21 protein-coding genes are annotated in these 23,183 nt (G+C 58.6%); 11 read left to right on the top strand and 10 right to left on the bottom strand.

The features are described from left to right. Nucleotides 1–8 precede the first annotated feature (8 nt). Together VJV58_RS21760 and VJV58_RS21755 are read right to left on the bottom strand one after the other, a co-directional pair. On the bottom strand, nt 9–1,004 hold the full coding sequence (locus tag VJV58_RS21760) for an acetamidase/formamidase family protein (RefSeq protein WP_324139434.1): 996 nt from the start codon (nt 1,002–1,004) through the stop codon (nt 9–11). Nucleotides 1,005–1,054: 50 nt separating this feature from the next. After that, entirely contained in the window at nt 1,055–2,572 is a 1,518-nt protein-coding gene (locus VJV58_RS21755; protein ID WP_324139433.1) for an amidase, read from the bottom strand. Between the two features lie 340 nt (nt 2,573–2,912). On the opposite strand from VJV58_RS21755, the gene VJV58_RS21750 reads away from it, so the two are divergent. Both VJV58_RS21750 and VJV58_RS21745 read left to right on the top strand, forming a co-directional pair. After that, nucleotides 2,913–4,091, top strand: coding sequence for a transporter substrate-binding domain-containing protein (locus tag VJV58_RS21750; RefSeq protein ID WP_324139432.1), 1,179 nt, complete (start codon nt 2,913–2,915; stop codon nt 4,089–4,091). Between the two features lie 2 nt (nt 4,092–4,093). After that, nucleotides 4,094–4,690 (top strand): ANTAR domain-containing response regulator, encoded by a 597-nt coding sequence (locus tag VJV58_RS21745; protein WP_324139431.1) that lies wholly within the window; start codon nt 4,094–4,096, stop codon nt 4,688–4,690. Nucleotides 4,691–4,694: 4 nt separating this feature from the next. Here the strand turns inward: VJV58_RS21745 and pncA are convergent, their stop codons facing one another. The 5 genes from pncA to VJV58_RS21720 all read right to left on the bottom strand — a co-directional run bounded on the left by pncA (nt 4,695) and on the right by VJV58_RS21720 (nt 8,786). Then, nucleotides 4,695–5,321, bottom strand: a complete 627-nt coding sequence (pncA, locus tag VJV58_RS21740) for a bifunctional nicotinamidase/pyrazinamidase (protein ID WP_324139430.1) — start codon at nt 5,319–5,321, stop codon at nt 4,695–4,697. 77 nt (nt 5,322–5,398) lie between these two features. After that, a complete protein-coding gene (locus tag VJV58_RS21735; protein ID WP_324139429.1) occupies nt 5,399–6,019 on the bottom strand; it encodes a hypothetical protein in 621 nt (206 codons plus the stop codon). A 467-nt stretch (nt 6,020–6,486) separates the two neighbouring features. Beyond that, entirely contained in the window at nt 6,487–6,900 is a 414-nt protein-coding gene (gene rnk / locus VJV58_RS21730) for a nucleoside diphosphate kinase regulator (RefSeq protein ID WP_324139428.1), read from the bottom strand. 14 nt (nt 6,901–6,914) lie between these two features. Then, nucleotides 6,915–7,400 (bottom strand): GreA/GreB family elongation factor, encoded by a 486-nt coding sequence (locus VJV58_RS21725; RefSeq protein WP_324139427.1) that lies wholly within the window; start codon nt 7,398–7,400, stop codon nt 6,915–6,917. Between the two features lie 432 nt (nt 7,401–7,832). Beyond that, nucleotides 7,833–8,786: a LysR family transcriptional regulator gene (locus VJV58_RS21720; RefSeq protein ID WP_324139426.1), complete on the bottom strand. Its 954-nt coding sequence runs from the start codon at nt 8,784–8,786 to the stop codon at nt 7,833–7,835. 102 nt (nt 8,787–8,888) lie between these two features. Between VJV58_RS21720 and VJV58_RS21715 the strand changes: the two genes are divergently transcribed. From VJV58_RS21715 to VJV58_RS21685, 7 genes are all read left to right on the top strand, one after another. Continuing rightward, nucleotides 8,889–9,017 (top strand): hypothetical protein, encoded by a 129-nt coding sequence (locus VJV58_RS21715; RefSeq protein WP_324139425.1) that lies wholly within the window; start codon nt 8,889–8,891, stop codon nt 9,015–9,017. Continuing rightward, the gene (locus VJV58_RS21710; protein ID WP_324139424.1) at nt 9,014–9,403 is read left to right on the top strand and encodes a RidA family protein; all 390 of its coding nucleotides are present in this window, start codon (nt 9,014–9,016) and stop codon (nt 9,401–9,403) included. The genes VJV58_RS21715 and VJV58_RS21710 overlap by 4 nt, the downstream gene beginning before the upstream one ends. A gap of 101 nt (nt 9,404–9,504) precedes the next feature. Beyond that, on the top strand, nt 9,505–9,996 hold the full coding sequence (locus VJV58_RS21705) for an isoprenylcysteine carboxylmethyltransferase family protein (protein WP_324139422.1): 492 nt from the start codon (nt 9,505–9,507) through the stop codon (nt 9,994–9,996). Between the two features lie 247 nt (nt 9,997–10,243). Next, complete coding sequence (locus VJV58_RS21700) at nt 10,244–11,542, top strand: ABC transporter substrate-binding protein (RefSeq protein WP_324139421.1); 1,299 nt, start codon at nt 10,244–10,246, stop codon at nt 11,540–11,542. 3 nt (nt 11,543–11,545) lie between these two features. Beyond that, nucleotides 11,546–12,478 (top strand): sugar ABC transporter permease, encoded by a 933-nt coding sequence (locus VJV58_RS21695; RefSeq protein WP_324139420.1) that lies wholly within the window; start codon nt 11,546–11,548, stop codon nt 12,476–12,478. 1 nt (nt 12,479) lies between these two features. Further along, complete coding sequence (locus VJV58_RS21690) at nt 12,480–13,328, top strand: carbohydrate ABC transporter permease (protein WP_324139419.1); 849 nt, start codon at nt 12,480–12,482, stop codon at nt 13,326–13,328. 170 nt (nt 13,329–13,498) lie between these two features. Further along, nucleotides 13,499–14,830, top strand: a complete 1,332-nt coding sequence (locus tag VJV58_RS21685) for an aminotransferase class III-fold pyridoxal phosphate-dependent enzyme (RefSeq protein WP_324139418.1) — start codon at nt 13,499–13,501, stop codon at nt 14,828–14,830. Nucleotides 14,831–15,154: 324 nt separating this feature from the next. Here the strand turns inward: VJV58_RS21685 and VJV58_RS21680 are convergent, their stop codons facing one another. Then, nucleotides 15,155–15,820 carry a protocatechuate 3,4-dioxygenase gene (locus tag VJV58_RS21680; RefSeq protein WP_324139417.1) on the bottom strand — a complete coding sequence of 222 codons (666 nt, stop codon included), beginning with the start codon at nt 15,818–15,820 and terminating at the stop codon, nt 15,155–15,157. A gap of 1,053 nt (nt 15,821–16,873) precedes the next feature. Between VJV58_RS21680 and VJV58_RS21675 the strand changes: the two genes are divergently transcribed. Beyond that, a complete protein-coding gene (locus VJV58_RS21675) occupies nt 16,874–18,013 on the top strand; it encodes a TIGR03118 family protein (RefSeq protein WP_324139416.1) in 1,140 nt (379 codons plus the stop codon). Nucleotides 18,014–18,295: 282 nt separating this feature from the next. Here VJV58_RS21675 and VJV58_RS21670 read toward each other — a convergent pair whose 3' ends face one another. After that, nucleotides 18,296–18,568 carry a hypothetical protein gene (locus VJV58_RS21670; protein ID WP_324139415.1) on the bottom strand — a complete coding sequence of 91 codons (273 nt, stop codon included), beginning with the start codon at nt 18,566–18,568 and terminating at the stop codon, nt 18,296–18,298. 353 nt (nt 18,569–18,921) lie between these two features. Beyond that, nucleotides 18,922–21,150: a fused MFS/spermidine synthase gene (locus VJV58_RS21665; RefSeq protein ID WP_324139414.1), complete on the bottom strand. Its 2,229-nt coding sequence runs from the start codon at nt 21,148–21,150 to the stop codon at nt 18,922–18,924. A 1,443-nt stretch (nt 21,151–22,593) separates the two neighbouring features. On the opposite strand from VJV58_RS21665, the gene VJV58_RS21660 reads away from it, so the two are divergent. Next, entirely contained in the window at nt 22,594–22,842 is a 249-nt protein-coding gene (locus VJV58_RS21660) for a hypothetical protein (RefSeq protein ID WP_324139413.1), read from the top strand. The last annotated feature ends 341 nt before the right edge of the window (nt 22,843–23,183 follow it).

Genomic DNA, 23,183 nt, shown 5'->3' with positions numbered 1-23,183 from the left:
ACCTCTTATCAGACCAGGTATTTTTTCAGGATCGATGCGCCCATTGTGTATTTCGGATCGACCATGTTGCCGAGCCGAATGCGTCCTGCCTGACTGAGCAGCATGTACGCATCGATCTCGTCGAAACCGTAATCTGCGCTCATCCAGCGCACCAGCTCGCGATAGGAAATGCGTGCGGCGTCCTCGAGCGGCCGCGCGCTGCCGATGGCCATCAGGAAGGTCTCAGTTTCCAGCCGCGGCCAGGCGAAGCTCCATCCCTTGATGACGTCGATCTGCATGGTCACCGTCGCGCGTTGCTCGATCGCGACCCCCGACAACTCTCCGTCGCCTTGTGCAGCGTGGCAATCGCCTACATAGATAAAGCCGCCCTTGACATGTACAGGGAAGTAGAGAATTGCACCGGGCGCCACATCAGGCAAATCCATATTGCCGCCATGATAGTCCGGCTGCAGCGAAGAGATCGCTTCAATCTCCGGTGAAATCCCGATCGTGCCGATGAAGGGCTGATATGGCAGCGTGATCTTGTCGCTCCAGCGCACGCCATTGGTGTCGACATGCATCTTGCGAACGCGCTCCGGCAGCGGCGGGTTGAGCATGGCGGTCGCGGCCGTCCCGACCAAGCCGCCGAATTCCGGGATGATGCAGGTGGTGCCCGCAGGCTGGGCGCCGCGTGTCTCGACCGCATGAATCAGGATCGCGACGCAATCGCCCTTTTCCACGCCGCTCACCGCGATCGGACCGCACTGCGGATTGAGAAACGGAAATTTCAATTTCGCCGTCGGACTGTCGGTCTCGCTGGTGATGACGCCGCCAAAGGCATCTTCCGTCTCCACCGCGACAACGTCACCAGGGTTGATCGTCAGCACCGGCTTGGCATACGGCCCGTACACGTAGTGATAATCGCCCTGCGCGGCGATCGAAAGCTCGTGACGTTTTCCAGCCTGACCGCGAGCGACGCCCCGTTTCGCCATAATGGAACTCTGCAGCCAAGAATCGTTGATCATCGCGATTGCCTCAATAGTCAGTCACGCGGCTTTGCGGTGCAATTTTCGTGCTAGTTCTTTTTCCAGTTGCCGGCAGCTTCGATCGCCGAAGCAAGCCGTATCAATGTTGTTTCGTCGAAATGACGGCCCACCATCATCAATCCAACCGGCAAGCCATCAACAAGCCCACAGGGTACAGTGAAGGCTGGATGGCCGGACACGTCGAACGAGCAAGTATTGGCCTGCATGTTGAGCGCCGTATCGATTGCAGTGCCGAGAGGCGCATCGGGCGGCGGAATGGCAGTTGCAGTAAAGGGAATTGTGGGCATCAGCAGCGCATCGTACTTCTCCAGCGCTTGCTCGTAGGCCCGGCGCAGCAGAACCCGCAGGTTCTGTGCTTTCGAATGATAACGCCCGTGATAGTTGCGATGCATATATTCTCCCAGCATCAGCACCAATTTCACGGTCGGCGACACGTCGTTGATCCGCGTTCCCATCCCGCGGGCGAATGCGTCCTGCATCGAAAGCGGGTAATAGCCGTGGATGTTATTGCCGACGCCATATCCCTTCAGCATCATCTCGGCCGCTCCCTCCAGGATGATGCCGCTCCAGACGTGAGGTCCATCGAGATGCCAGGGCACCGATACTTCTTCGCTTTCAACGCCGGCCCTGGCGAGCGACGCGATCGCGCGCCTTACCTTCTCGTTCACCGCGGGATCGCTCTCGGAATGGCCAAATCCCTCGCGCAGGACGCCGACACGCAATCCCGCCGGCGGCTGGCCAAGCGCGGCCATGTAATCGCCGGTGCGGGCTGAAATTGTCCGTGTGTCCCAGCCGTCGTGGCCCGCAATCACCGTAAGCAGGCGCGCCACATCTTCGACGCTGGCGCCAATCGGGCCGCAGTGATCGACCGAATAGCTGATCGGCATCGAACCCGTCGTGGGCACGAGTCCCCAGGTCGGTTTCAGACCATACACACCGCACCAACTCGATGGGGTGCGGATCGAGCCGCCCTGGTCTCCACCGAGCGCCATCGGTACTTCGCCGGCTGCGACCAGCGCGGCGCTTCCACCGGATGAACCGCCGGCACTGTGGGCGGAATTATGCGGATTGCGTATCACGCCGCTCGCGCAGGTGTGGCTCGCGCCCGAGAAGCAGAGGTCTTCACAGGCCGCTTTTCCCGCGATCGTACCGCCCGCTTCAAGAATTCGCGTCACCACCGTGGCATCGAATTCCGGAACGTAGCCTTCGAGCAGGGCCGAACCATTCATCATGGGAACGCCGGCCACGCAAATGTTGTCCTTGATCGCGATTTTTTTGCCGCTCAAAAGCCCCTTCGCGCCAGTGCTGATCTCCGTTTTCCAGTACCAGGCGCCGTACTTATTTTCGGCAGCGCCGGGCCGATATCCTGGTGAGCGTGGTGCGACCGGCCCCAGATCAGGCGCGACCAGTTCTTCGAGCCGGCCATATGAAGCCAGCGGTCCTTTGAATGCTTGCTGAAAAGCGGCGACTTCATCAGCGGAGAGGACCAGGCCGAAGCCCGAGCCTAATTCGCTTATCTGCTCAACGCTCGGAAGCCGAACCGGCATGCTCCACCTGATTGCTTTCGAAACGACAAAATGAAAAAAGCCATCCGTGGCCTCAAGAGACCAAGAATGGCTTCAATGCCCTGCTATCGATGCTCGCGTAGGATTGCGTTGCAGTACGAGATATCGAGGTCACGCAGACAGCATCGGCTGCGTGAAACTAGTTTCGTCATGCAAGCGTTCGCGTACCAGGTTATTGTGTCTTAGCGTTACCAGACTTGTCAATGCGAGCCGGTCACTTTTTAAGCGGGAGCAAGCCGATCGCCCGCGGACCGGCTTGACGATACAAAGATGACAGAGCGATGTTGTCGCGCTCGTACGATTTGCCAGGCAGGCCTGTCCGATGAAAAAGCCATCCATTCCCCTCGGACTCGTATTTTCCCAGTCAGGACCTTACGCGATGATGGGACGCCAGATGCAGAAGAGTGCATTGATGGCTGTCGAGGAAATAAACGAGAGCGACGATTTCGACTTTACCTTTGCACCGCATCTGCGCGATCCTGGCGGAGTCGTTGCCGCGTACCATACGGCTTGCGCTGACCTGATACGCGAAGAGCGGGTCGATCACATCTGTGGCTGCTACACATCGGCCTCGCGCAAGCAAGTTATTCCGATCGTCGAACGCACCGAGCGGCTGCTATGGCATCCGGCGCGGTACGAAGGATTCGAAAGCAGCGACAATGTTATCTATGTCGGCGCCGCGCCCAATCACACGGTGGTGCCGCTGGTGCGACACATGCTCGATGAGATTTCGAGCGAGGTGTTCTGTGCAGGCTCCAACTACGTCTGGACCTGGGAAACCAACCGCGTGCTCCGCGAAATCGTCACCAGCGCCGGTGGGCGCGTTATTGCCGAACGGCTGCTTGAACTCGGCGATACTGCGGTGGATCATATCGTTTCCGAGATTATCGATCGCAGGCCGCCGGTCGTGTTTAATACGCTCGTCGGCGAATCCAGCTATGTCTTCGTCCGCGCGCTTCACGAGGCGACCACGCGCGCGGGACTCACGATTCCGATGCTGAGCTGCAGCCTCTGCGAGCCCGAGCTCAAGCTGATCGGATCGGCGGCCTCCATCGGATGCATCACCTCGTCTGCTTATTTCGAGAGCATAGACATACCTGAGAACCGCGCATTTGTTGCGCGGTGGAAGAAGCGTTACGGCCCCCATTCAAGCCCCTCTGTCGACGGGCAATCGACCTATGTCTGCATCATGCTGCTGGCGCGTGCCATCCGTCGGGCCGGCTCCGCGGAAGTGACTGCCGTCCGGCGTGCCGCGGCCAATCACCGCTACGATTCCCCTCAAGGCCCGACCTGGGTCGATCCCGACAACAACCACTGCTTTCTGACTCCGCGTTTGGCGCGCTCCGTGCGCGGATGCCAGTTCGAGATCTTCTGGGAAGCGGACGCTCCCGAGCGCCCCGACCCTTATCTTTCGAATCTCGATCTCGCGGCAATTGGCACCGGACCGCAAAAGAGCAATGATGCGATGAGCAAGCCCAAACATCTGCGTATCGTAAAATGACGATGACATCGCCCTTCTCCGTTCGCGGCCGTCGCGCTCTCGTGGCGATGAGGGACGAGCGGGACATCTCGATCCTGCGCCGTCAGCTTGGCCGGTTGGGCATGATCGTCGGGGAATGCGATCCGGCCGAGGTGCGGCCGCAGGATGACGCCCATGAAATCATCATTGTAGATGCCGATGCTATTCCGATCAGGTCCGATGCGGCCCCTGCGTGGAAGACCCATGCGCCGATTATCGCCTTGATCGGCACCGAAACCCCAAGCCGCCTGAAGTGGCTGCTCGACCTGCAGCCGGCGTCTTTCCTGGTCAAGCCGCTGCGCTCGGCGGGGCTTTACACCGCGTTGGTCGTCGCGTTCGATTCCGCGCTGCGCAAAAAGGATGCGGCTGCTCACATCGAGAAGCTGGAGGATCGAATTCGTTCGCGACGGCTGGTATTCGCCGCGGTTCTGCAAATCATGCGCGGCCACGGTCTGTCGGAAACGGAGGCTTTTGTGCTCATCCGGCAGACTGCAATGCGTCACCGCACAACGATCGAACAATTGAGCGCGGAAATCATTGCTGCAGGTGGGATGCCGAACCGGACGCCTCGGACGGCGTAGCTACTTAAGACAGATCGCCGAGGCGCTGCACGCCAAGGTCGGCCATCGCGCTCCATGCGGCATCCAGCGACCCAGCCAAATTGATGGCCCTGCATCCTGCCTCGATCACGACGCTGTCGAAGCCGAGCCGGCGCGCGTCCAGGGCTGAATAATAGACGCAATAGTCGGTAGCCAGTCCGGCGAGGAATATCCGATTGAAGCCGCGCTCGCGCAGATAACCGGACAATCCCGTGGAAGTACGCCGGTCGTTCTCGAAAAACGCGGAGTAAGAATCGATTCCGGCGCGAAACCCCTTTCGGATGACGAGTTCAGCCCGCTTCGTCTCGAGCTGCGAATGAAACTCCGCCCCGATGGTACCCTGAACGCAATGATCTGGCCAAAGAGTTTGAGGACCATAAGGCATATTGATCGCCTCAAACGCAGCCGAGCCCGGATGCGATTTTGCGAACGAGCTATGGCCTGCGGGATGCCAGTCCTGAGTAAGCACGACATGGTCAAAACGCTCAGTGAGCCGATTGATGACCGGCACCACCGCGTCAGCATCGGGAACGGCAAGCGCGCCGCCGGCGCAGAAATCATTCTGCACGTCGATGACCAACAACAAGTCATCGTCACCGAGCGTCGTATTCATCACTTATCACCGCGCATTGGGACCGGTAGCTGAACCTTAGCCCATTGCACGGGTTTCCGACAGCAGAAGAAATGCAGCTAGTTATTCCTCGAGAGTCGAGTCTCGGTCCAATCGCGCGGCGAACGCCGGCGCGATTGCTCATCCACTCTCACCACCCTGTGCTGCGATGGCATTGGAAATCGAGAGATTCCATACTGACGCTTGTAATGAGCCCATCGCGTCCGAACCTGGAGCCATTGAGTCCGCACGAGACGTCCAGCCTTTGCCGCTAGTCTTCGTGAAGCTTTCCAGACCTCGAGCGATTCAATCGTTTCCATGATCTGACGCCAATACTGGTACCCCCATGCGAATGCCCGGATCGACAGCAGCTTTTCGCGGTTGAGCTGAAATAGCCGTTCGACCACTGTAAGCTTGGCAACTTCGGCGCTGATGAAGGTAACCGCGCCCGCGAAGAAATGGCCGGTGCCAATCAAATACCCGGCTAGGGGCTTGGCCGGCTCGAGAATGATAACCGGCACCGCAAAAAGCGCGAGCGACGAATAAGGACCCAAGGAAATGATCCAGCGTCGCACTCGCTCGAGGAGCCTTCTCTCCGCAAGCCATGCCGCTATCGGCTGCGTGACGTAAGAGAACACGCCGTCGACAACGAAGTACAACGCAGCAAGAATGAAGACGGGGCCGTTCCAGACTCGAGCCATGTTTCCTCCACCCGACTCAAAGCGAAGGCCGTCAATGCGTTCCAAGTTCCCGCTGCAAATGAGCCTGCAAATCGTTTGGAACCTTTAGGCGGTCAGATCCGGCAGTTTGCTGGTTGTCGGGCCGAGCGCCGGTCGGAAACGCCAGGGCCGAGACGGCCAACGCCATCAGGAAAGCTCAGACTTCAGCGGATGCGCAGCGCGCTTTTACGGGATTTCTGGCTCCTAGCGCGGGCACGGCGATGATTGGGAGGGATCGTTTAGCTTCTCCCGTGAACCCAATTAAGCGGTGGGATGGCACTGAGGGGCCCAGCTCAGACCATAGAGACCGAGAAGGGCCACCCCAGACGTTCGGTGTTCAAGGCTTGAGGAAGGTGGCCAGATAGAAACCGGCAGCCAAAACGACGATGATAATGATGAGGGTGAAGGCGGCCTGTTTAGTTGAAACGTCGCTCACATCAAAGCCTCCTTCAGTTCGACACATCTAGTACCGTCAGGCACCGTTTGTTTTGGCCCGGCGTTCGGAACTCGATGGCTTGACCAACGCTCAGGCCGATGAGCGCAGCTCCGACCGGCGTAAGAACCGAGACGCGCTTAAGCGTTATGTCCGCCTCATGCGGATACACCAACACCACGTCTCGAATTTCACCGGAGCTGTCATCGCAGTAGCGGACCTGCGAGCCCATGCGGACCACACCCGGCAGATCAGAATCGTCCGCCACAACGCTTGCACGTTCCATCTCCCGTGCAAGGAAATGGGCTACACGCGGGAAGAGCATCGCGCTCGAACTGGCGAGAGCGTTTAGACGCTTAGCCTCGTCCTCCATCACAGTGATCGGTGGCAATACGGTTTCCGGTCCGCGCTTTCGATCAGTCTTGCTCATTACCTCTCTCCTTCCTAAGCGGCTGATGGTCCCGGATCATCGTCATCAAAGACCTCTTGGCCTTGGAAGACCTGATTACTAAACAGAGCCCTGACAACATCCTTCGGATCGCGCCGACTGACGCTTTCGATTTTGACGAGGCCGGTGCGCCCCGCTGCGAAGAACGGGATTTCGCTTCCGACGCTCAGCCCGATCAACGCAGCACCCAGCGGGGAGATCACGCTGATTTGGCTTCGCTCCGACGTATAGTCCTCGGGGTACACCAGTTGCCTCGTCTCGGGAGGAAAGCCACAACTGATCCAGAAGGTGACCCAGGAGCCCATGGTGACGACGCTGTCCAGTCTGGCTGCGCGATCAGGGACGACTTCTGCACGATTGATCTCAGCCAAGAGGAAGCGTGCGTCCGCATCGTCTTGATGTGCGCCAACGCGCGCGAGCCGTTCCAAGCGGCGGTGGTCGGACACTGGAAGAATGATGTCCGGGCTAGAGGAGTTGTTCACGGCATGTCTCGTCGTTTGGGCTCCCCCAGTCGGAGAGCCACAGGCCAAAGCTGTTTTGTGAAAGAACGGCCACCGGACGGCAGAAGTACCGTCCGGCTAAGCTCCTGCTTGGAGGCGTCCGGCGTGCAAGCAACGCCGCGCAATGCGCGGATCGATTTCGAAGATGTGGGCCATGTCGTACCCAACATAGGACCTTCCGCCGCGCGCGGTATTGCGACCAAAGAGCACACATCCCAAAATGCGCTCCACGTCGGGACGAGAGCGCAAGCTCTCTTCTGCGCCTATGTTCAGCGCATCATCGTTTTGACGGAATCTGAAAAGTCACACGTCGGCGCTCTGTGAAACCGTCAACGCGCTTGGAGTGCGCGCGATCGAGCGCCGGTCGGAAACGCCAGCGCCGAGACGGTGAACGTCATCAGGAAAGCTCAGACTTCAGCGGGTTCGCAGCGCGCTTTTCCTGTTTGCGCCAGAGCTTCTGCGGTTGGGTTTGGCGAGGGGCGCCAAGGCAGAAATCATGGCCAACAGATACCGCGCGGCTTCCCCGAGATAAGCCTTGCGCCGATGAACCAACGCGACCGGGATAGTGGCTCGCAGCGCGGGCACCTCGATTATCCGGAGGGAGCCAGCACGAAGTTCCTCCCGAATGTTGCTCTCCGCGAGCAGCGCGATTCCGAAGCCAGCTTCGACAAGACGCTTCTGGGCCGTCAGCCCGTCAATCGGAACTATTTCCGGTTGGTCGAGACCGGCCATGAGCAGCTTTCGCTCCAAAAATTTGACGAACGCTTCTGGTGACCTCCGGGATGTAAACGCAACCCACCGTTCGCCCGTGAGTTCGATCGGCCGATGGTTACGCCCATCAGCAAGCGGATGATCCGGGCGAGCGACCAACAGTAGCCTGTCTTCCCAAACCACCTGCGAGACCAGATCAGAGTTTTGGCTCCCAGTATATCGCAGGCCTAATGTCGCTTCCCCGCGCAGCACCAGTTCTTCAACTTCTTGACTTGTGGCAGTTTGAATATCGAGGCGAACTGCGGAATGTTTGCGTTGGAATTTGCGTAGTACCTTGGTCAACGCGTCGCTCGCAAGCGTGCCCACCAGCGCTAGCGATATTTGGCCAGCATCGCCGGTGCGCACGGCCTGCACAGCCGTCAAGCCATCCTTCATCGCGGCGAGTACCGAAGCTGCGTAAGGCAGCAGCGCCGCGCCCGCATCAGTAAGCGCTACACCGCCGCGAAGCCGTTCGAACAATGCGATACCCACTTCCTGTTCGAGTAGTTCGATGCGGCGGCTAATCGCCGGCTGAGAGCGGTGCAAGGTAGTCCCCGCGCCGCTGAAGCTACGCGCCTCGGCGATCGTCACGAAGGTTCGAATTTGATTTATGTCCACGAGCTATCCAGATTACTGATGGCAACACGACAAACTATGCATTGGACAGATGCCGTCCACCAGACAATTCTTCGGCCGGACAGGACGACCGGGAGGCGCTTCATGGCCGGCATCACGCGCCGCGAAGTTGGCAACGTCTCGGCGAGCGTTCTCGCGACAATCGCATTTTCCGGGTTACCCAGCGCGCGGCTGAGCGCGCTGGACGATTCAGCACAGGAGAACCAACGATGAGCATTCAGCGACACGTCGTCATCGGGCCATCCAGTCGGAAGCCCCTCACCAGCGTCGCTCCCATCATCAGCTACGCGACGGTTCGCGATAACATGGTCTATCTGGCAGGGATCACCGCAGATCCCGAGCATCTCGGCGACGTCAAGGACCAGACTTCGCAAGTGCTCGCCAGGATCGACGGCCTGCTGAAGATAGCCGGCACAGATAAATCCAAACTGCTAAGCGCGCTGGTATGGCTGACGGACATGAGCCTTTTCACGGCGCATAACGAGACCTGGAACGGCTGGGTGGATGCCGCTAGTCCGCCGACGCGCGCGTGCCTGCATTCGCCTCAGCTATGGTATCCGGGCATGCTCGTCGAAATCATGGTAACCGCCGCGAAATGATGAACATTTCCGGAGCGGTCAGTCTCACCTCCGGCATGCGCCGCGACCAGTTCAAGACGTAGCCTGTGCGGAGCGGCCAAAATCAAAGATAGCGAGCTGTTATGTCGAAAAATGTGAAACCCGATGCGCCTGATGTCATCATATTTCCGCCCGTGATCATCATCTCGACTGTCGTGATCAGCTTTGTGCTGCAGCGGCTCGCTCCCGTTGAAACGCTGTCGCATATTGATTGGCAGCTACGGTGGATCGCCGGATTTGTGATCGTGATCATCGGACTGTTGGTGGGCGCAAGTGCCATCCACGCGATGGCGCGGCTGGGCACCAACGTTAGCCCCTCCTCGCCGGCCACCGCGCTCGTAACGGACGGCGTTTTCAGGTTCACGCGAAATCCGATTTACGTGGGAGGATCCCTGCTGATGATTGGCTTGGCTTTGATCTCGGCGAACGGATGGCTTCTGATCCTGTTCGTTCCGAGCCAATTGATCTTGCATTGGGGCGTCGTGTTGCCGGAGGAGCGTTATCTGCGCGCAAAATTCGGCGATGCGTACCTTCGCTACCACGCCAGGACGCCGAGGTACATCTGGCCGATCTAAACCGCGGCCGGGGATGGAGGCGATGGGAGCGACGCTTGCACGATCCCACATCCGTCAACAATGTTGTCCTTGTTGCGGCTGCGGTGCATGCAGCATCGAGCTGCTCAGCCAGTTCAAACCATCTGATACTAAGGACGCTGAGCCCGCCGCGATTCCCGACTGTACCAAATCCGATCCTGCTGTAGTCTTGCGCCCAAACAAAAAGGAGGGGGCAATCAGCCCGGACATCAACCCAGGGAGGAGCAGTATGACAGGGCCGGCAACCAATCATCTGACGAACCGGCGGGGATTTCTCAAGATCGCTGCCGCGGGCACCGCAGCGGCGTTGAGCCGGTCCCTACCAGCGGGCGCTGCCGAGAAGACCATCACTATCCTGCACGAAAGCTCGTTCATCAAACCGTTCGACGAATATGTCGCGAACACGCTCGCCCCGGCGTACGAAAAAGAGACCGGCATAAAGATCGTCTACGAGGTGACCAGCGTTGGCAGCCTGCCGACGCGGATCAGCACGATTGCCGAGACCGGCTCGGGCGCGGACATCACGATGAACGGCCTGCTGCAGGTGATCCAGTTTAGCAACAAATATCTCGACGTCGGCGACATAGCCGAAGAGGTCGGCAAGGCGCAAGGCGGCTGGTACGACGCCGGCAGGGAGGCCGTTGTCGTCGATGGCAAATGGAAGGCGATTCCCTTCGCCAATATCGGTCAATTGATGAACTGGCGCACCGACTTGTTCGCCGAGGTCGGCGTCAAGAAATTCCCGGAGACCTGGGAAGAGCTCTACGAGGTCGGCAAGAAGCTGAAGGCCAAGGACCATCCCTTCGGCTTCGAGCTGGGCCACGGCTTCGGCGATAACCACGGCTGGCTCTATCCCTTGCTGTGGTCCTATGGCGGCTCCGAGGTGGCGGCCGACGGCAAAACCGTGGTCATCGATTCCGACGAGACCGCGCGCGCTGTCGATTTCTGCCGCAAGTTCTTCAAGGACACCATGCTCGACGACGTCCTCGGCTGGACCGACGTCAGCAACAACAAGGCATGGATGGCGGAGCAGATCTCCTGCACCAACAATGCGGAAAGCATCCTGTGGTTCGCCAAGCGCGAGTTTCCCGAAATCGGCAAGGTCACCGACCAAGCGATGAACCCGGCGGGACCGAAGGGACGCTTCCACCTGCTCAACGCGATCAGCCATTCGATCTTCGATTTCTCGCCGGTCCGGCAGGAGGCCCAGGCCTTCATGCGCTGGCTGATGCAGCCGAAGCAACTGGGCGGCTGGTACGCGATCGCGGACTCCTATTACCAGCCCCTGGTGCACGGCTATGAGAATGCGCCGATGTGGAACGTCGAGCCGCGCAACCTGCCGTTCCGGGATGCGCTCGCAAACGCCCATCTGCCGGGGTGGCCCGCTCCGGCGAGCCGGCAACTGGCCGAAGTCGTCGCCAAATATGTCGTCATCGACATGTTCGCCAAGGCCTGTGCCGGTGCGTCGACCAAGGACGTCATCAAGGATGCCGCGGGTCAATTGAAGGACATCTATCGCTCGGCCTGACAGATGACGATTGCATCCGAGCGTATTCTCGTATCTGCCCCAGCGGCGCGCAAGCGTGTGTCGCTGGCGGTGGTGCTTGACCGCCAAAGCGTCTTTAGCTGGCTGATGATGGCGCTACCGCTCGCCTTCCTGGCCGCACTCGTCGGATATCCGTTCTGCTACGGCATTCTGCTCAGCCTGGAAGACCGGCCGGTCGCGCACACCGGCACCTTCGTCGGGCTGAAGAATTTCATCACCGACGCGCACGATCCGGTCTTCTGGCGGGTGGCGATCAACACGTTCATCTACACCGGCGTCGCGACGCTCTTGAAGATGATCGGCGGGCTCGGCCTGGCGCTGGCCATGAACCAGCACTTCCGCATGAAGAACCTGGTACGCGCGCTGCTGCTGCTGCCGTTCATCGTGCCAACCGTGCTCAGCACAGTTGCCTGGCTGTGGATGCTCGATCCGGCTTTCAGCGTCGTCAACCGCCTCATGGTGGCGCTTGGCTGGCCCAAGCCCGGCCCATCATGGCTCGGCGATCCGACGCTTGCGATGGTCTCGATCATCATCATCAACACCTGGCGCGGGCTGCCGTTCTATGGAATCACCCTGCTCGCCGGCCTGCAGACGGTGCCTTCCGAGCTGTATGAAGCAGCCTCCATCGACGGCGCTGGCGGATGGGAGCGGTTTCGCTTCATCACCTTGCCGCTGCTGCGGCCGATCATCCTGATCGTCACCCTGTTCTCGGTCATCTTCACCTTCGCCGATTTCCAGCTCATCTACGTACTGACCCATGGCGGGCCGGCAAACGCCACGCAACTGTTCGCGACCTACGCGTTCGATATCGCAATGGGCGCTGGCAAGCTCGGGCTCGGAGCCTCGATCGCGCTAGCGATGCTGCCGGCGCTGGCGCTGCTGATAGTGGCGCTGACCATCTACTTGCGGAGGGAATGAGATGGTCGTCAGCGGCGAAGGACGCATCCGTCAGGCGCTGCGGGTATGGCTGCCGGTCGGCTTCTTTCTCGTGCTGGCGTTGTTTCCGTTCTACTGGATGGCGATCACGTCGATCAAACCCAACGCCGAGCTCTACAACAAGAATGTAATGCCGCTGATCGTTCATGCGCCGACGCTCAAGCACTATGTCGACCTTCTGACCAAGTCGAGCTTCCTGTTGTGGACGTGGAACACGATGCTGGTGGCGGTGGTAGCAACCGGAATCTCGCTGATCCTCGGCACCATGCTTGCCTATCCGCTGGCGCGCATGCGCTTTGCCGGATCGTCGCTGATCGCAATGACCATTGCGGCGATCTACCTCGTGCCGCAGCCGCTGCTGTTCATCCCGCTTGCGGACGTGATTAACCGACTTGGCCTCGGCAACACGCTCACCTCCGTGATCCTGACGTATCCGACCATGCTGGTGCCGTTCTGCGCCTGGCTGCTGCTCGGCTATTTCAAGACGGTGCCGAAGGAGCTTGAGGAGGCGGCGCGGATCGACGGCGCCAGCCGGCTCCAGACAATGTGGACGATCTTCCTGCCGCTATGCACGCCGGGGTTCATATCTGCCGGCATCTTCGCCTTCACGCTCTCACAGAACGAGTTTCTCTATGCCCTGATATTCCTCACCAAGAGCTCGGTGCGCACCGTGCCGGTCGGCGTCATCGCCGAGCTGATCCGCGGCGACGTGTTCTACTGGGGCCAGCTGATGGCCGGCGCCCTGCTCGGCTCGATCCCGGTGGCGATCATCTACTCGTTTTTCGTCGAGCACTATGTCGCCGGTCTCACCGCCGGCTCGGTCAAGGCATGAACCGGCAAATCTGATCGATGAGTCAAAGATGCGGCGTTGACGCTGGCGGCCAAGTGGTCATCCGTCGTCAACCTGTAGCGGCGGTCTGTTCGCAACGTAGCGGAAGGCGGCAGGTCGTCGACAATCCACGATCATCCCCATCGAGATCAAACAAGACTGGAGCAGCGTAAATGTCTCAAACGAACCTCGACATTCCGCCGAACAATCTTGAAGCCTACTGGATGCCGATGACGCCGAACCGACGCTTCAAGTCAGCGCCGGAGTTCTTTGTCGAGGCCAAGGGGATGCACTACAAGACGCCTGAAGGCCGGTCTGTGCTCGATGCCATTGCCGGCCTTTGGTGCGTCAATGCCGGGCACTGCCATCCCAAGATCGTTGAGGCCATTCGTCACCAGGCGGGCAAGCTCGATTACGCGTCAAGCTTCTCGCTTGGCCATCCACTCGCGTTTCACTACACCAATCGACTGATCGAGATCGCGCCGACGGGATATGACCACGTCTTCCTTGCCGGATCGGGCTCCGAAGCCGTCGACACCGCTCTGAAGTTGGCGCTGGCTTACCACCGGGCGCGAGGCGAGGGTCATCGCCAGCGCTTAATCGGACGCCAGCGCAGCTACCATGGCATGGGGTTCGGCGGGCTCTCGGTCTCCGGCATCGGATGGCAGCGGGCGCAATTCGGCATCTTGCTTCCGGGGGTGTCGCACCTACCCCATACGCTTGACCTCTCTCGTAATGCGTTCAGCAAGGGCCAGCCCGAGCATGGGGTCGACTTTGCGGATGCGCTGGAAGACCTGCTAACCGCGATTGACCCCTCGACCGTCGCAGCCGTCATCGTCGAACCGGTGGCTGGCGCCGGCGGCGTGCTGCCGCCGCCCAAAGGCTATCTCGAGCGGCTGCGCGAGATCACCAGCAAGCACGGTATCCTGCTGATCTTCGATGAGGTCGTCACCGGCTTCGGAAGACTGGGTGCACCGTTTGCCGCCCAAGCTTTAGGCGTTACACCCGACCTCCTCACCTGTGCGAAGGGGATGAGTAACGGCGCTGTTCCCATGGGGGGCGTGTTGGTTCACCACCACGTGCGCGAGGCCATGTCTCAGGGTCCGGAGGCGACAGTCGAGTTCGCGCACGGCTATACGTACTCCGGCCACCCGCTCGCCTGTGCTGCGGCGCTTGCCAGTCTCGATGTGTACCGGGAGGATGGTATCTTTGAAAAGGTCGCGCGCATCGCCGGAAGCTGGGAAGCCGCCATTCACGACATCAAAAGCGCCGGCGGCGTGGTGCGCGATATCCGCAACCTCGGCCTGCTTGGGGCCGTGGAGATCGAAGCTGCGCCGAATGCTCCCGGACAACGGGCTCGAGCCGTTGCGAACCACTGTCTCGAAAGCGGCATCTTTGTTCGCGCCCTTGGCGATACACTGATCCTGTCGCCGCCTCTTATCATCAACGAGGAGCAAATTGGTCAGATCGCCGACGGCATCAAGAACGGCATTCGGACGTTGTGAGATACTGAGTCGACGGACCGCGGCGATGCCGCCGTGCATCGACGCCAACGTATCGATAATAGCCGATAGCGATGATCCTCGAGTTGAACGCAGCAGCCGCTCAGCACAGAATTGCCGATCGGGAGAAGTGCAGCGTCCGTCAAGTCAAGATGAACATCTCGCTTACCGGCTCTCGTCGAGACAGCGGTCGAGGCTCGCCTCCCCGGCGGTATCGGCATTGAGCGCCTTCGCGATCCTCCGGCCGAATGGGCCCGCCAGTTCGAAACGCTTGGACTAGTGCGACTAGTCGCGCATCCGGCTCATCATCGTTTCTATTCCACGTTCTCATCCGTTGTACAGGACGATATCGAATCGGACGAGCTTTGAATCCGGTTCGAATTCCGGGGTGGGGTCCTGCAGTTTTGCTATGAGTAATTGCTTGCGGCCGGCGCTGTTCAGGAACGGATCGCTATCGTTGTAAGGATCGTTTTCAAAATACATTTGAGTGACGAGCCTGTCCTCTCGTCCGCTCACCTGAAAGTGGATGTGTGCCGGCCGCATAGAGTTGGGTCCACCGGGATAAGCAGCAGACTTGATTGTTTTGAAGCGATACTGCCCTTCCGAGTCAGTGGCCAGTAGTGCTGATCCATCGAAGTTCGGATCGAGGGGCGCAGGGTTTGTGTCGCTTGGATGTGTGTAACGCCCATAGGCGTTGGCTTGCCAAATCTCGATTTTTGCGTTGCGAACTGGCTCCCCTTTGAGGTTCAGCACGCGACCCATTACGTTCAGTATCTGTCCAGCCGCTCGACCCGCGCGGCCGGGCACTCTCGTTAGGTCTGAAGTTTGAGGCAATTCCTTCAGAGGATAGAACGGACCGAGGATTTGGCCCGGAGTACGTAACAGCTTCTCTGCTGCAATCAGCCTTGATGGCAGAACACTGGCGCACAGCAACGCTGCTGACATATTTGCAATTTCACGGCGGCTGAAATTATTTATAGAATATGTACCCATTTCGTCCTCCAAGACGTCTCCAAAATGAAAATGAGTTCTTTGCGGATCAGGATGGAATTGGACCCCGAAATCACATTAGCGCAGCGCCCTATCGGACAGCGACATTGTCCAATAGCGGTCTCGTTCACCTTGCATATCGCCTAATCGGCGCGGGTAAGGCACCTTGCCATTATCAAAACCAAGTACACCCGTATTACTCGGAATTACGCCTCTATTACCCGGGTAATTGAGCGTGATGTATAATCGAGTAACGATCCTCGGCCTCGCTTGTGTGCAAACGTCTCGCTCGGATCGTGCGCCGCAATAAAAGATATGCCATGCATGAGGTTGCGCGCTCTGCCCGTGCGCAGGACGCGATCCTCTCGCTCCAACGATGTCGGAAGGCGATCTTAGTTGCGGCTAAGACCGCCATCTGAGCAAGCGCGACCTTGCGGGGCTCCGCCGATACTCAACCGGTCATGCAACCCTGACCATCAGCGGCAAGTTTGGCGATACCTACGGCAATTTCCTTCGCCTTGTTCGCCCAATCGGTCCTTGTTAAGGCAAGCTTGCCTCAACTCCCCGCAAACATCCCTTCTTGCCGGTCTCTGGCAGATTTCGCGGTATCTGCGGCAATTGCCTTCGCCCTGCTCTCCTCGAACGTCCTTGTATTCGCAGGCACGTCGCAATCGTTCGCACTCCCCGCCTCGGCCCACGCGGATGCCGCCCGGTCCAATTTCAATAGATTGGGAAAAGGCCGAGATCGGAATTAATAGAAGCGCTGCTGCCGACACGGCAGCAAACGAGCATGTGTGCATACGTTTAAACATTCCCAATCCTCCCTTGCGGCTGTCTCGGTGACTCAACGACGCAAAATACATCACGTCTGAAGCAGCAGTTCGTTCCGGACCGAAGAGCAGTCGTTGCACAAATCGTCAGCCTGGAGACCCAGCACCGCGACCCCAGGCTCGACGCCTATCTTGTCGCCGCGCTTTCAGAACGGTCTGGAATAAATGACCGCAGGGACTGTTCAGCATTGTTAGGGCAGGCCTCGAACGTCGGGAGGACCATGTCATGCGTAAACGTTGGCCACAGTTGCTAGCCGCGGTTGGGCTGTTTTCTTCGATGGCCTGTTCTGCTCACGCCTCCGCATACCTGCAGACCGATCTTGTGTCGGATATCGCCGGACTAGCGGCTATTACTGATCCACATCTGGTCAATCCGTGGGGAGTATCGCACGGTCCCAGCACTCCGTTCTGGGTTTCGGATCAAGGCACCGGGGTCGCCACCCTTTACAATGTTCCCAGCGGCGGACCCGTAACACAAGCGGCTCTGATCGTTTCAATTCCGACGACAAGCGTGGGGCCGCAGGGGCCAACAGGACAGGTATTCAACCCCACTTCGTCATTTGCGGTTCCGTCGAATGGAAACCCAGCCACCTTCATATTCGCAAATCTGAACGGCACGATCTCAGCTTGGAATAATGGGGCCGGCACCACGGCGCAAGTTGCAGCCATGACCCCTGGAGCCGTCTACACCGGTTTGACTTTAGCAGGAACGCAGCTCTACGCGGCCAATGGCGCGCAGAACCACATCGATGTTTTCGATGGCTCCTTCCACGCAGTCACAGCTCCAGGGGGCTTTGTCGATCCCAACCTCCCCACTGGTTTCGTCCCCTTCAACGTGCAAAACATCGGCGGCAAAATTTACGTTACTTACGCTCCGGCGGGCAGACCAGCTCAGATAGCGGCCCTTCCGGGTGCCGGGTTTGTGAGTGTATTCGATACGAATGGCAACTTTCAGCAACGCTTGATATCTGGTGGCCAGCTAGCGTCGCCTTGGGGAATTACTCTTGCACCTTCAGGTTTCGGCCAGTTCGGCGGCGACTTGCTTGTAGGCAATTTCAGCTTCCTTGCCAGCGAGATTAATGCGTTCGATCCGCTCACCGGCCAATTCCTTGGCTCGATCCCAATTGATCCAGGTGCTGGTCAATCCGCGGGCGGGCTTTGGTCACTGGCTTTCGGAAACGCGGGCAATAATGGTGATCCGAACACGCTGTTTTTTACGGACGGCATTGACGGCGAGCAACATGGATTGTTTGGATCGATACGCGCTGTCCCCGAACCTTCGACGTGGGCAATGATGATCCTTGGATTCGTAAGCCTTGGGTTCATGGCTCGCTTGCGTGGCTCATCAAACGTTGAGATGAAGTAGGGAGTGCCACATGGTACCTCGTGACATGCCGCCCGATGAAACCTGAGTATGCCCTCGAAGGACGCGTGACGTGCTCCTTGCCCACACGCGACAAGATGCGGCGCACGCGCTTCTCATACCGTTACCCTGATGAGGGAGATGGGGGCGTCCAAGCGGCGTTCATCGGCAGCTGCGCTCGCATTGTTGGTCTTGTCTAGGGCGGGCCGAACTTGTTTGCGATCCTAAAATCGTTCTTTTCGCCGGCGTGACTCGCGGCGCTGTCTTCGCCCGATGGGCTTGCGCCTAGTTCAGGATTTGAAGATCACAGCCCGGCGCCGCGTACGCGACCCGACCGTTGACGCTGCGCGGCTTGCATCGGGCCTGCCATTCCAGCCTTCGGGCACGATCGTAGGCCCATTCGGTCTCGCTCATCTCGGGCGCGATGATCACTTGCGGGCCTGTGGGGATGATCCAGTCGATGTGCCGGTGGCCGTGCCCGCGATATCCGCGGCCTCCAGCATCGGCAATGCCCGAGGAGGTAGTGATCAGGACCGCGGCGCTGATAAGGCTACGCATGGGATCGAACCTAACTCCGCGCCTTTGCCGCAGCCGAGTGGTGTCCGACTTCGGAGTTCAGAACGAATGTCCAGCGTCGTACAGAAAAAGCTCAAATTGAGCGGAGTTGTCCGCCGGCTCTCCGGGCGTTTCAAGTTGTTCGCTATTTATAAGCGTTTGTTGGTGGGCGCAGTAGGGATCGAACCTACGACCCGATGATTAAGAGTCTGACTTGTTTCCAAGTAGATCAGGTACTTACCTGTAAACTGATGCGTTTTAGGTCTCTACAATGGCTTACATCTGAATTGTAAATCGCTGGTCTTTGCTGCTTGCCTGCCACTAGGGGATGTACTGTCGCCAGACGACCGGTGGTACTACTCAAGCCGGATATAGCGGCGCCACTCCGTCCCCATGTTGTCGTCGGTGATAGGCTTCATATCCGCCGTCCGCGAAAGCACTGCCCGGCAATCCTCGACCTGACCGCCGGCGGGACCATACTGATACAGAACAGAATCGATTGCGGCGCGATCGTTGGCCGTCGCCATGTTGAAGCTGGGTTTACCGTCAAGCGTGTAGTTCTCCAGCACGCCGCGCCAACGCGAGAAGTCCCAATTCATCGGGCTTTCCGAGAGCACCATATGATTGGTGAACCGCGCACCAAACGGAAACGCCAGGCAGCCTGTTCTTTGGACGCGAGCCGAATCCGTCGTGTTGTAGAAGAGGATACCGCCACGGTTGAGATGCTGTTTGGCGAGCTCCAGGAACTCGGTCGAAAGCAGATTTGTGGCGTTCATCCGGAAATTCCAGGTCGTGTTCGACACGATGGCATCGAATCTCTCGTTGGGGTGCCGGTTCAGCCACCGGCGTCCATCGTCTTTGATGATCCGGACCTTTGGGTTCTGAAGGATCGACTGAACTTCGGGCCGTCGCGCGATCAAGTCACGATAACCGGGATTGATTTCGACCACCGTAACTGAAGTAACGGCCGGGTTACTGGCAATCACCTGCGCCCATGAGCCTGATGACAGGCCGATCATCAAAATATCGCGCGGAGCTGGATGAAACAGGCTTAGTGCGTAGGGACGGATGATGCCGTTCTGATCATGATGGAGGTCGACATTGAAATGGCCGTCATACATGCCATTACCGAACACACTACCATCAGTGTCCACGGTAATGATGCCGTCCCTGTTCTCGACGACATCGACAAAGGCGTGATCCGAGATACGCTTGTACTGCAAATTTTCCAAAAGGCGGCCCGCCGTCGAAGGCATGAGAAGCGCAGCCATCGTCAGAACCGCGAAGGCGGTGCTGCCGCGACATAACCGCTCGCGAACAGCAACATCGAGCTTTGCTATCATGAGCATCACGCAAGCCGTCCCGCCACAAAGAAGCAGGATGGCAATGCCATGCAGGTCGAAATAGCTCGTCAGGACGAAGCCGGTCAGTACCGAGCCCATCGTGCATCCGACAATATTTGAGAAATAGAGTAACCCCGTTCGCATGCCGGCACGATCATCGGCGGCGATGCCCAATTCGGAGAGATAAGGCAGAAGTCCACCCCACTGCCGGGCAACCAGATAGATTGGAACCAGCGCAACGCTGATCACCCCCATGCTCATCCAAGCAAATTGAGTGATCAGCGGCAGGAAGATTGCGGCAAACACATTCGCCCAAGTGAGGTTGACGACAATTTTCCGCATCGCGTCGCGCTGCGAATGCTTCGCGCAGATAGTACCGGCTTCATAAGACCCGCCGGCAATCCCTATCAGAAACGCGGCAAGCGCCAGTGCGAACGCGAATGAGCTCGATCCGGAGGCGAACGAAACGGTACGGAACAGGAATATCTCGTAGGACAGGGAGATGAAACCGCCCATTGCGGCCATTACCATGACAAAGGGGATCGAAAGGATGGGTCGCTGAAGCGGGGCTGCTATTGATGATGCATCCTCCACGACGCGCTCGCGATATCGATTCTGCGCCAGCAGCGCGCCGAGACCGACAATGGCGTTGATGCTCGCCGCAATCCAGACTGCGGCGTGCATGCCGGTATAGGGGAAAATGAGTGTAGCGCACAAAAGGGAGGCAGCGCCCGCGCCGATCGTGTTAACGTAGTAGAGAGTACCCACGGCTGCTCCGGTGTGCCCGGATGTCCGCACAAGATGTGAGACGAGGATTGGCAGCGTTGCGCCCATCAGGAGTGTCGGAATCAGAACGAGCAGAAGGTTGACGACAGCTACCGCCGGCAACGGCCAGTCCAGGACGAGCCGTCCCACGAACTCGAACATCGCAAGCGATACGATCCCGAACAGTGCGGTGGAGAGTTCAATCATACCTAGGAGGAGTAGCGCATTGATTTTGCGCCGCCGTGTGATCCATCCGCCAGCGATGCTTCCAATACCAAGGCCAAGCATGAACGCCGTGACAACGATGGTCACGGATTCGGTATTGACGCCGAAAACACGAAACAGGCTGCGCTGCCAGGTCAGCTGATAGATGAGCGCCGGAAACCCGGAGAAGAAGAACAGGACGTAGAGCGTACGAATCCGCGAGGGCGCGGCCGAGATGCGCGGGGCGGTCGCAGCTGGTTCGAATGTCCTCATGCTCAGCTCCAGGTTGAATGCCAAGGGAACGTAAATGGGAATCGTCAATCAAAAGTTGTTCGCGGGGGCGAAGTCGCTACAGCAACGACTGCATATCGAAAGCCTTCGGGCGAGTTCCCAAAGGACTCTTGCTTAGCAAGGCTTAACGTCCGCTCCGGTCAAAACCCAGCGTTCACCATGAATATAGATGTGATCGCGATGTATTTTCCGTCTGTGAGCCAATGGCGGCTTGCGACAGCGACCCTATGCGCTCTCGCCTCCTCGTAGGCGAGGGGGAAGCGCCGCTGCCCACAATCGCCAGCCCGCTGCATGTGAATGAGCGGGCAGAAACTGGTTCTCCAGGTATGCCCAAGCTGCAGCAAGCGCTTCGTAGGCGCAATCCAGCCGTTGAGCCATTTCCATCGGCAGACGCCGTCGCGAGTGCGGAATCAGACGCTTGCCTGCGCAGTTCGCGCTGAAGGATGCACCGGCCAAGATTTGGAAATGTCCCCGTCATCGAGCGGTCGGGATTGAAAACAAACATGGGCTCAAGCGAGACAGCCACGCAGCGTGAGAATGCCGGTGGCCATGCCGAGTGATTTGTCGGTGCGGATACCCAATTCGCTGCGCGAGTCTGTCACGCGCTTCGAGTTGTCTGCGGTCACGAACTGGTTCGACCCTACGATTGCCTATTCCATGTAAGCAGGCATCGAAGGTGGTAAACTGTCCCACCGCCTAGGCAGTGGTGCCTACGCCACCGATCCACGGCGTGACTAAGCGATAGCCACATTACGACCTGAGTACGTCGTCAGCCAAGCTGCTGGTACATTCGCCGTTCTGCGCGGTTAGTTGCAGAACGTTCCCAATCAGCCTCGCCTTTCGATGCAGGGGAATATTTTCGCTTCCGTTCGAACCCGTAGAACAATGTACCGTGAATTCCTTTCGCCTGCGGTTTTGCTACAGGCGCTCCCAAATAGCTCGTATGCAGATAGAGCGAACTCGGAGAGATCCTCAGAAAGCTGAATGTCTTGTCCGCTCAGAGGAAAGATCGCCGCAAATTCCTCGTCGGTCGCTTGAAAAATGCTGAACGTACAATTGTCAGCACCGTCGATGACTTGGATGTTCTTCATAGTTCCATCCTTGGACGAACTTCTAGTTTCCTGCGCTTACCTGAGTGGGCGCACGTTGCGATCTCCGCCACCTGGAGTTTGCACGTCGCAGTGAGGTCCCCCATGCGCAGCCCCACCTTGACGTGTCGGGACCTACATCCCCATTTGCATCCCGCCAACCCATACCCTGGCCGTTCGGATTCGGAACCCAATCAGGTCCTCCCTTCGGATCTGTATAATCCGGGTGGCCAGTTTCCGGGTCGCCCCGGGTATCCCGGGACCTTGGGCCCGTTAGGATCTGAAGCGTTCGCAGGCGGTTTGGCACAGAACACATTCGGCGGGCATGGATCACCCGGTGTTAACACGGACGTCGTGGTCCAAGACATGCCATCGCGCTGGCGTCAGTGGCTTGATCTTTCACGATCTGCGTGGGTCGGCGGTGGTGCGGTTGGCGCTGGCCGAGGCGACCGTGCTGCAGATCGCGACCTTCACTGGCCACAGCCTCAAGGACGTCGAGGCGATCCTTGACGTGCACTACCTCGGTCGCGACGTCCAGCTGGCGGAAGCGGCGGTACTCAAGCTCGGAGCGAGGACAAAACTGTGAAATGAGCTGTAAAACGCGGCTGATATTCGCGTCGGCTAAATCGGTAACTGCTTGATAAAGTTGGTGGGCGCACCAGGGCTCGAACCTGGGACCCGATGATTAAGAGTCACGCGCACCCGATTTCGGCAAGTTATTGATCCTGCAAAATGCCCTTCGATTTTTGTACAAGACATTAACACTACCAAGCATTTGCGTTGACGCTCGGAAGACATCGGATCCACAATGAAGGACACTCAAGTGAATTGATAGTGCGGACATAATGCGGACACGCGCACCTCAGAAGCTAAACGAGGATACGATCAGGCGATTGCAGGTGCCTTCCACCGGCAACTCGATCACTT

The organism is Bradyrhizobium sp. (genome assembly GCF_035273305.1).
In the GTDB taxonomy this organism is placed as follows: domain Bacteria; phylum Pseudomonadota; class Alphaproteobacteria; order Rhizobiales; family Xanthobacteraceae; genus Bradyrhizobium.
The sequence above is the reverse complement of the archived record's forward strand: the minus strand, read 5'-3'. Positions and strand labels throughout refer to the sequence as shown.

Excerpts from the sequence above, each read along its gene's own strand:
- VJV58_RS21760 (WP_324139434.1), bottom strand. The coding sequence starts at position 1,004 with ATGATCAACGATTCTTGGCTGCAGAGTTCCATTATGGCGAAACGGGGC.
- VJV58_RS21755 (WP_324139433.1), bottom strand. The coding sequence starts at position 2,572 with ATGCCGGTTCGGCTTCCGAGCGTTGAGCAGATAAGCGAATTAGGCTCG.
- VJV58_RS21750 (WP_324139432.1), top strand. The coding sequence starts at position 2,913 with ATGAAAAAGCCATCCATTCCCCTCGGACTCGTATTTTCCCAGTCAGGA.
- VJV58_RS21745 (WP_324139431.1), top strand. The coding sequence starts at position 4,094 with ATGACATCGCCCTTCTCCGTTCGCGGCCGTCGCGCTCTCGTGGCGATG.
- pncA (WP_324139430.1), bottom strand. The coding sequence starts at position 5,321 with ATGAATACGACGCTCGGTGACGATGACTTGTTGTTGGTCATCGACGTG.
- VJV58_RS21735 (WP_324139429.1), bottom strand. The coding sequence starts at position 6,019 with ATGGCTCGAGTCTGGAACGGCCCCGTCTTCATTCTTGCTGCGTTGTAC.
- rnk (WP_324139428.1), bottom strand. The coding sequence starts at position 6,900 with ATGAGCAAGACTGATCGAAAGCGCGGACCGGAAACCGTATTGCCACCG.
- VJV58_RS21715 (WP_324139425.1), top strand. The coding sequence starts at position 8,889 with ATGGCCGGCATCACGCGCCGCGAAGTTGGCAACGTCTCGGCGAGCGTT.
- VJV58_RS21710 (WP_324139424.1), top strand. The coding sequence starts at position 9,014 with ATGAGCATTCAGCGACACGTCGTCATCGGGCCATCCAGTCGGAAGCCC.
- VJV58_RS21705 (WP_324139422.1), top strand. The coding sequence starts at position 9,505 with ATGTCGAAAAATGTGAAACCCGATGCGCCTGATGTCATCATATTTCCG.
- VJV58_RS21700 (WP_324139421.1), top strand. The coding sequence starts at position 10,244 with ATGACAGGGCCGGCAACCAATCATCTGACGAACCGGCGGGGATTTCTC.
- VJV58_RS21695 (WP_324139420.1), top strand. The coding sequence starts at position 11,546 with ATGACGATTGCATCCGAGCGTATTCTCGTATCTGCCCCAGCGGCGCGC.
- VJV58_RS21690 (WP_324139419.1), top strand. The coding sequence starts at position 12,480 with ATGGTCGTCAGCGGCGAAGGACGCATCCGTCAGGCGCTGCGGGTATGG.
- VJV58_RS21685 (WP_324139418.1), top strand. The coding sequence starts at position 13,499 with ATGTCTCAAACGAACCTCGACATTCCGCCGAACAATCTTGAAGCCTAC.
- VJV58_RS21680 (WP_324139417.1), bottom strand. The coding sequence starts at position 15,820 with ATGGGTACATATTCTATAAATAATTTCAGCCGCCGTGAAATTGCAAAT.
- VJV58_RS21675 (WP_324139416.1), top strand. The coding sequence starts at position 16,874 with ATGCGTAAACGTTGGCCACAGTTGCTAGCCGCGGTTGGGCTGTTTTCT.
- VJV58_RS21670 (WP_324139415.1), bottom strand. The coding sequence starts at position 18,568 with ATGCGTAGCCTTATCAGCGCCGCGGTCCTGATCACTACCTCCTCGGGC.
- VJV58_RS21665 (WP_324139414.1), bottom strand. The coding sequence starts at position 21,150 with ATGAGGACATTCGAACCAGCTGCGACCGCCCCGCGCATCTCGGCCGCG.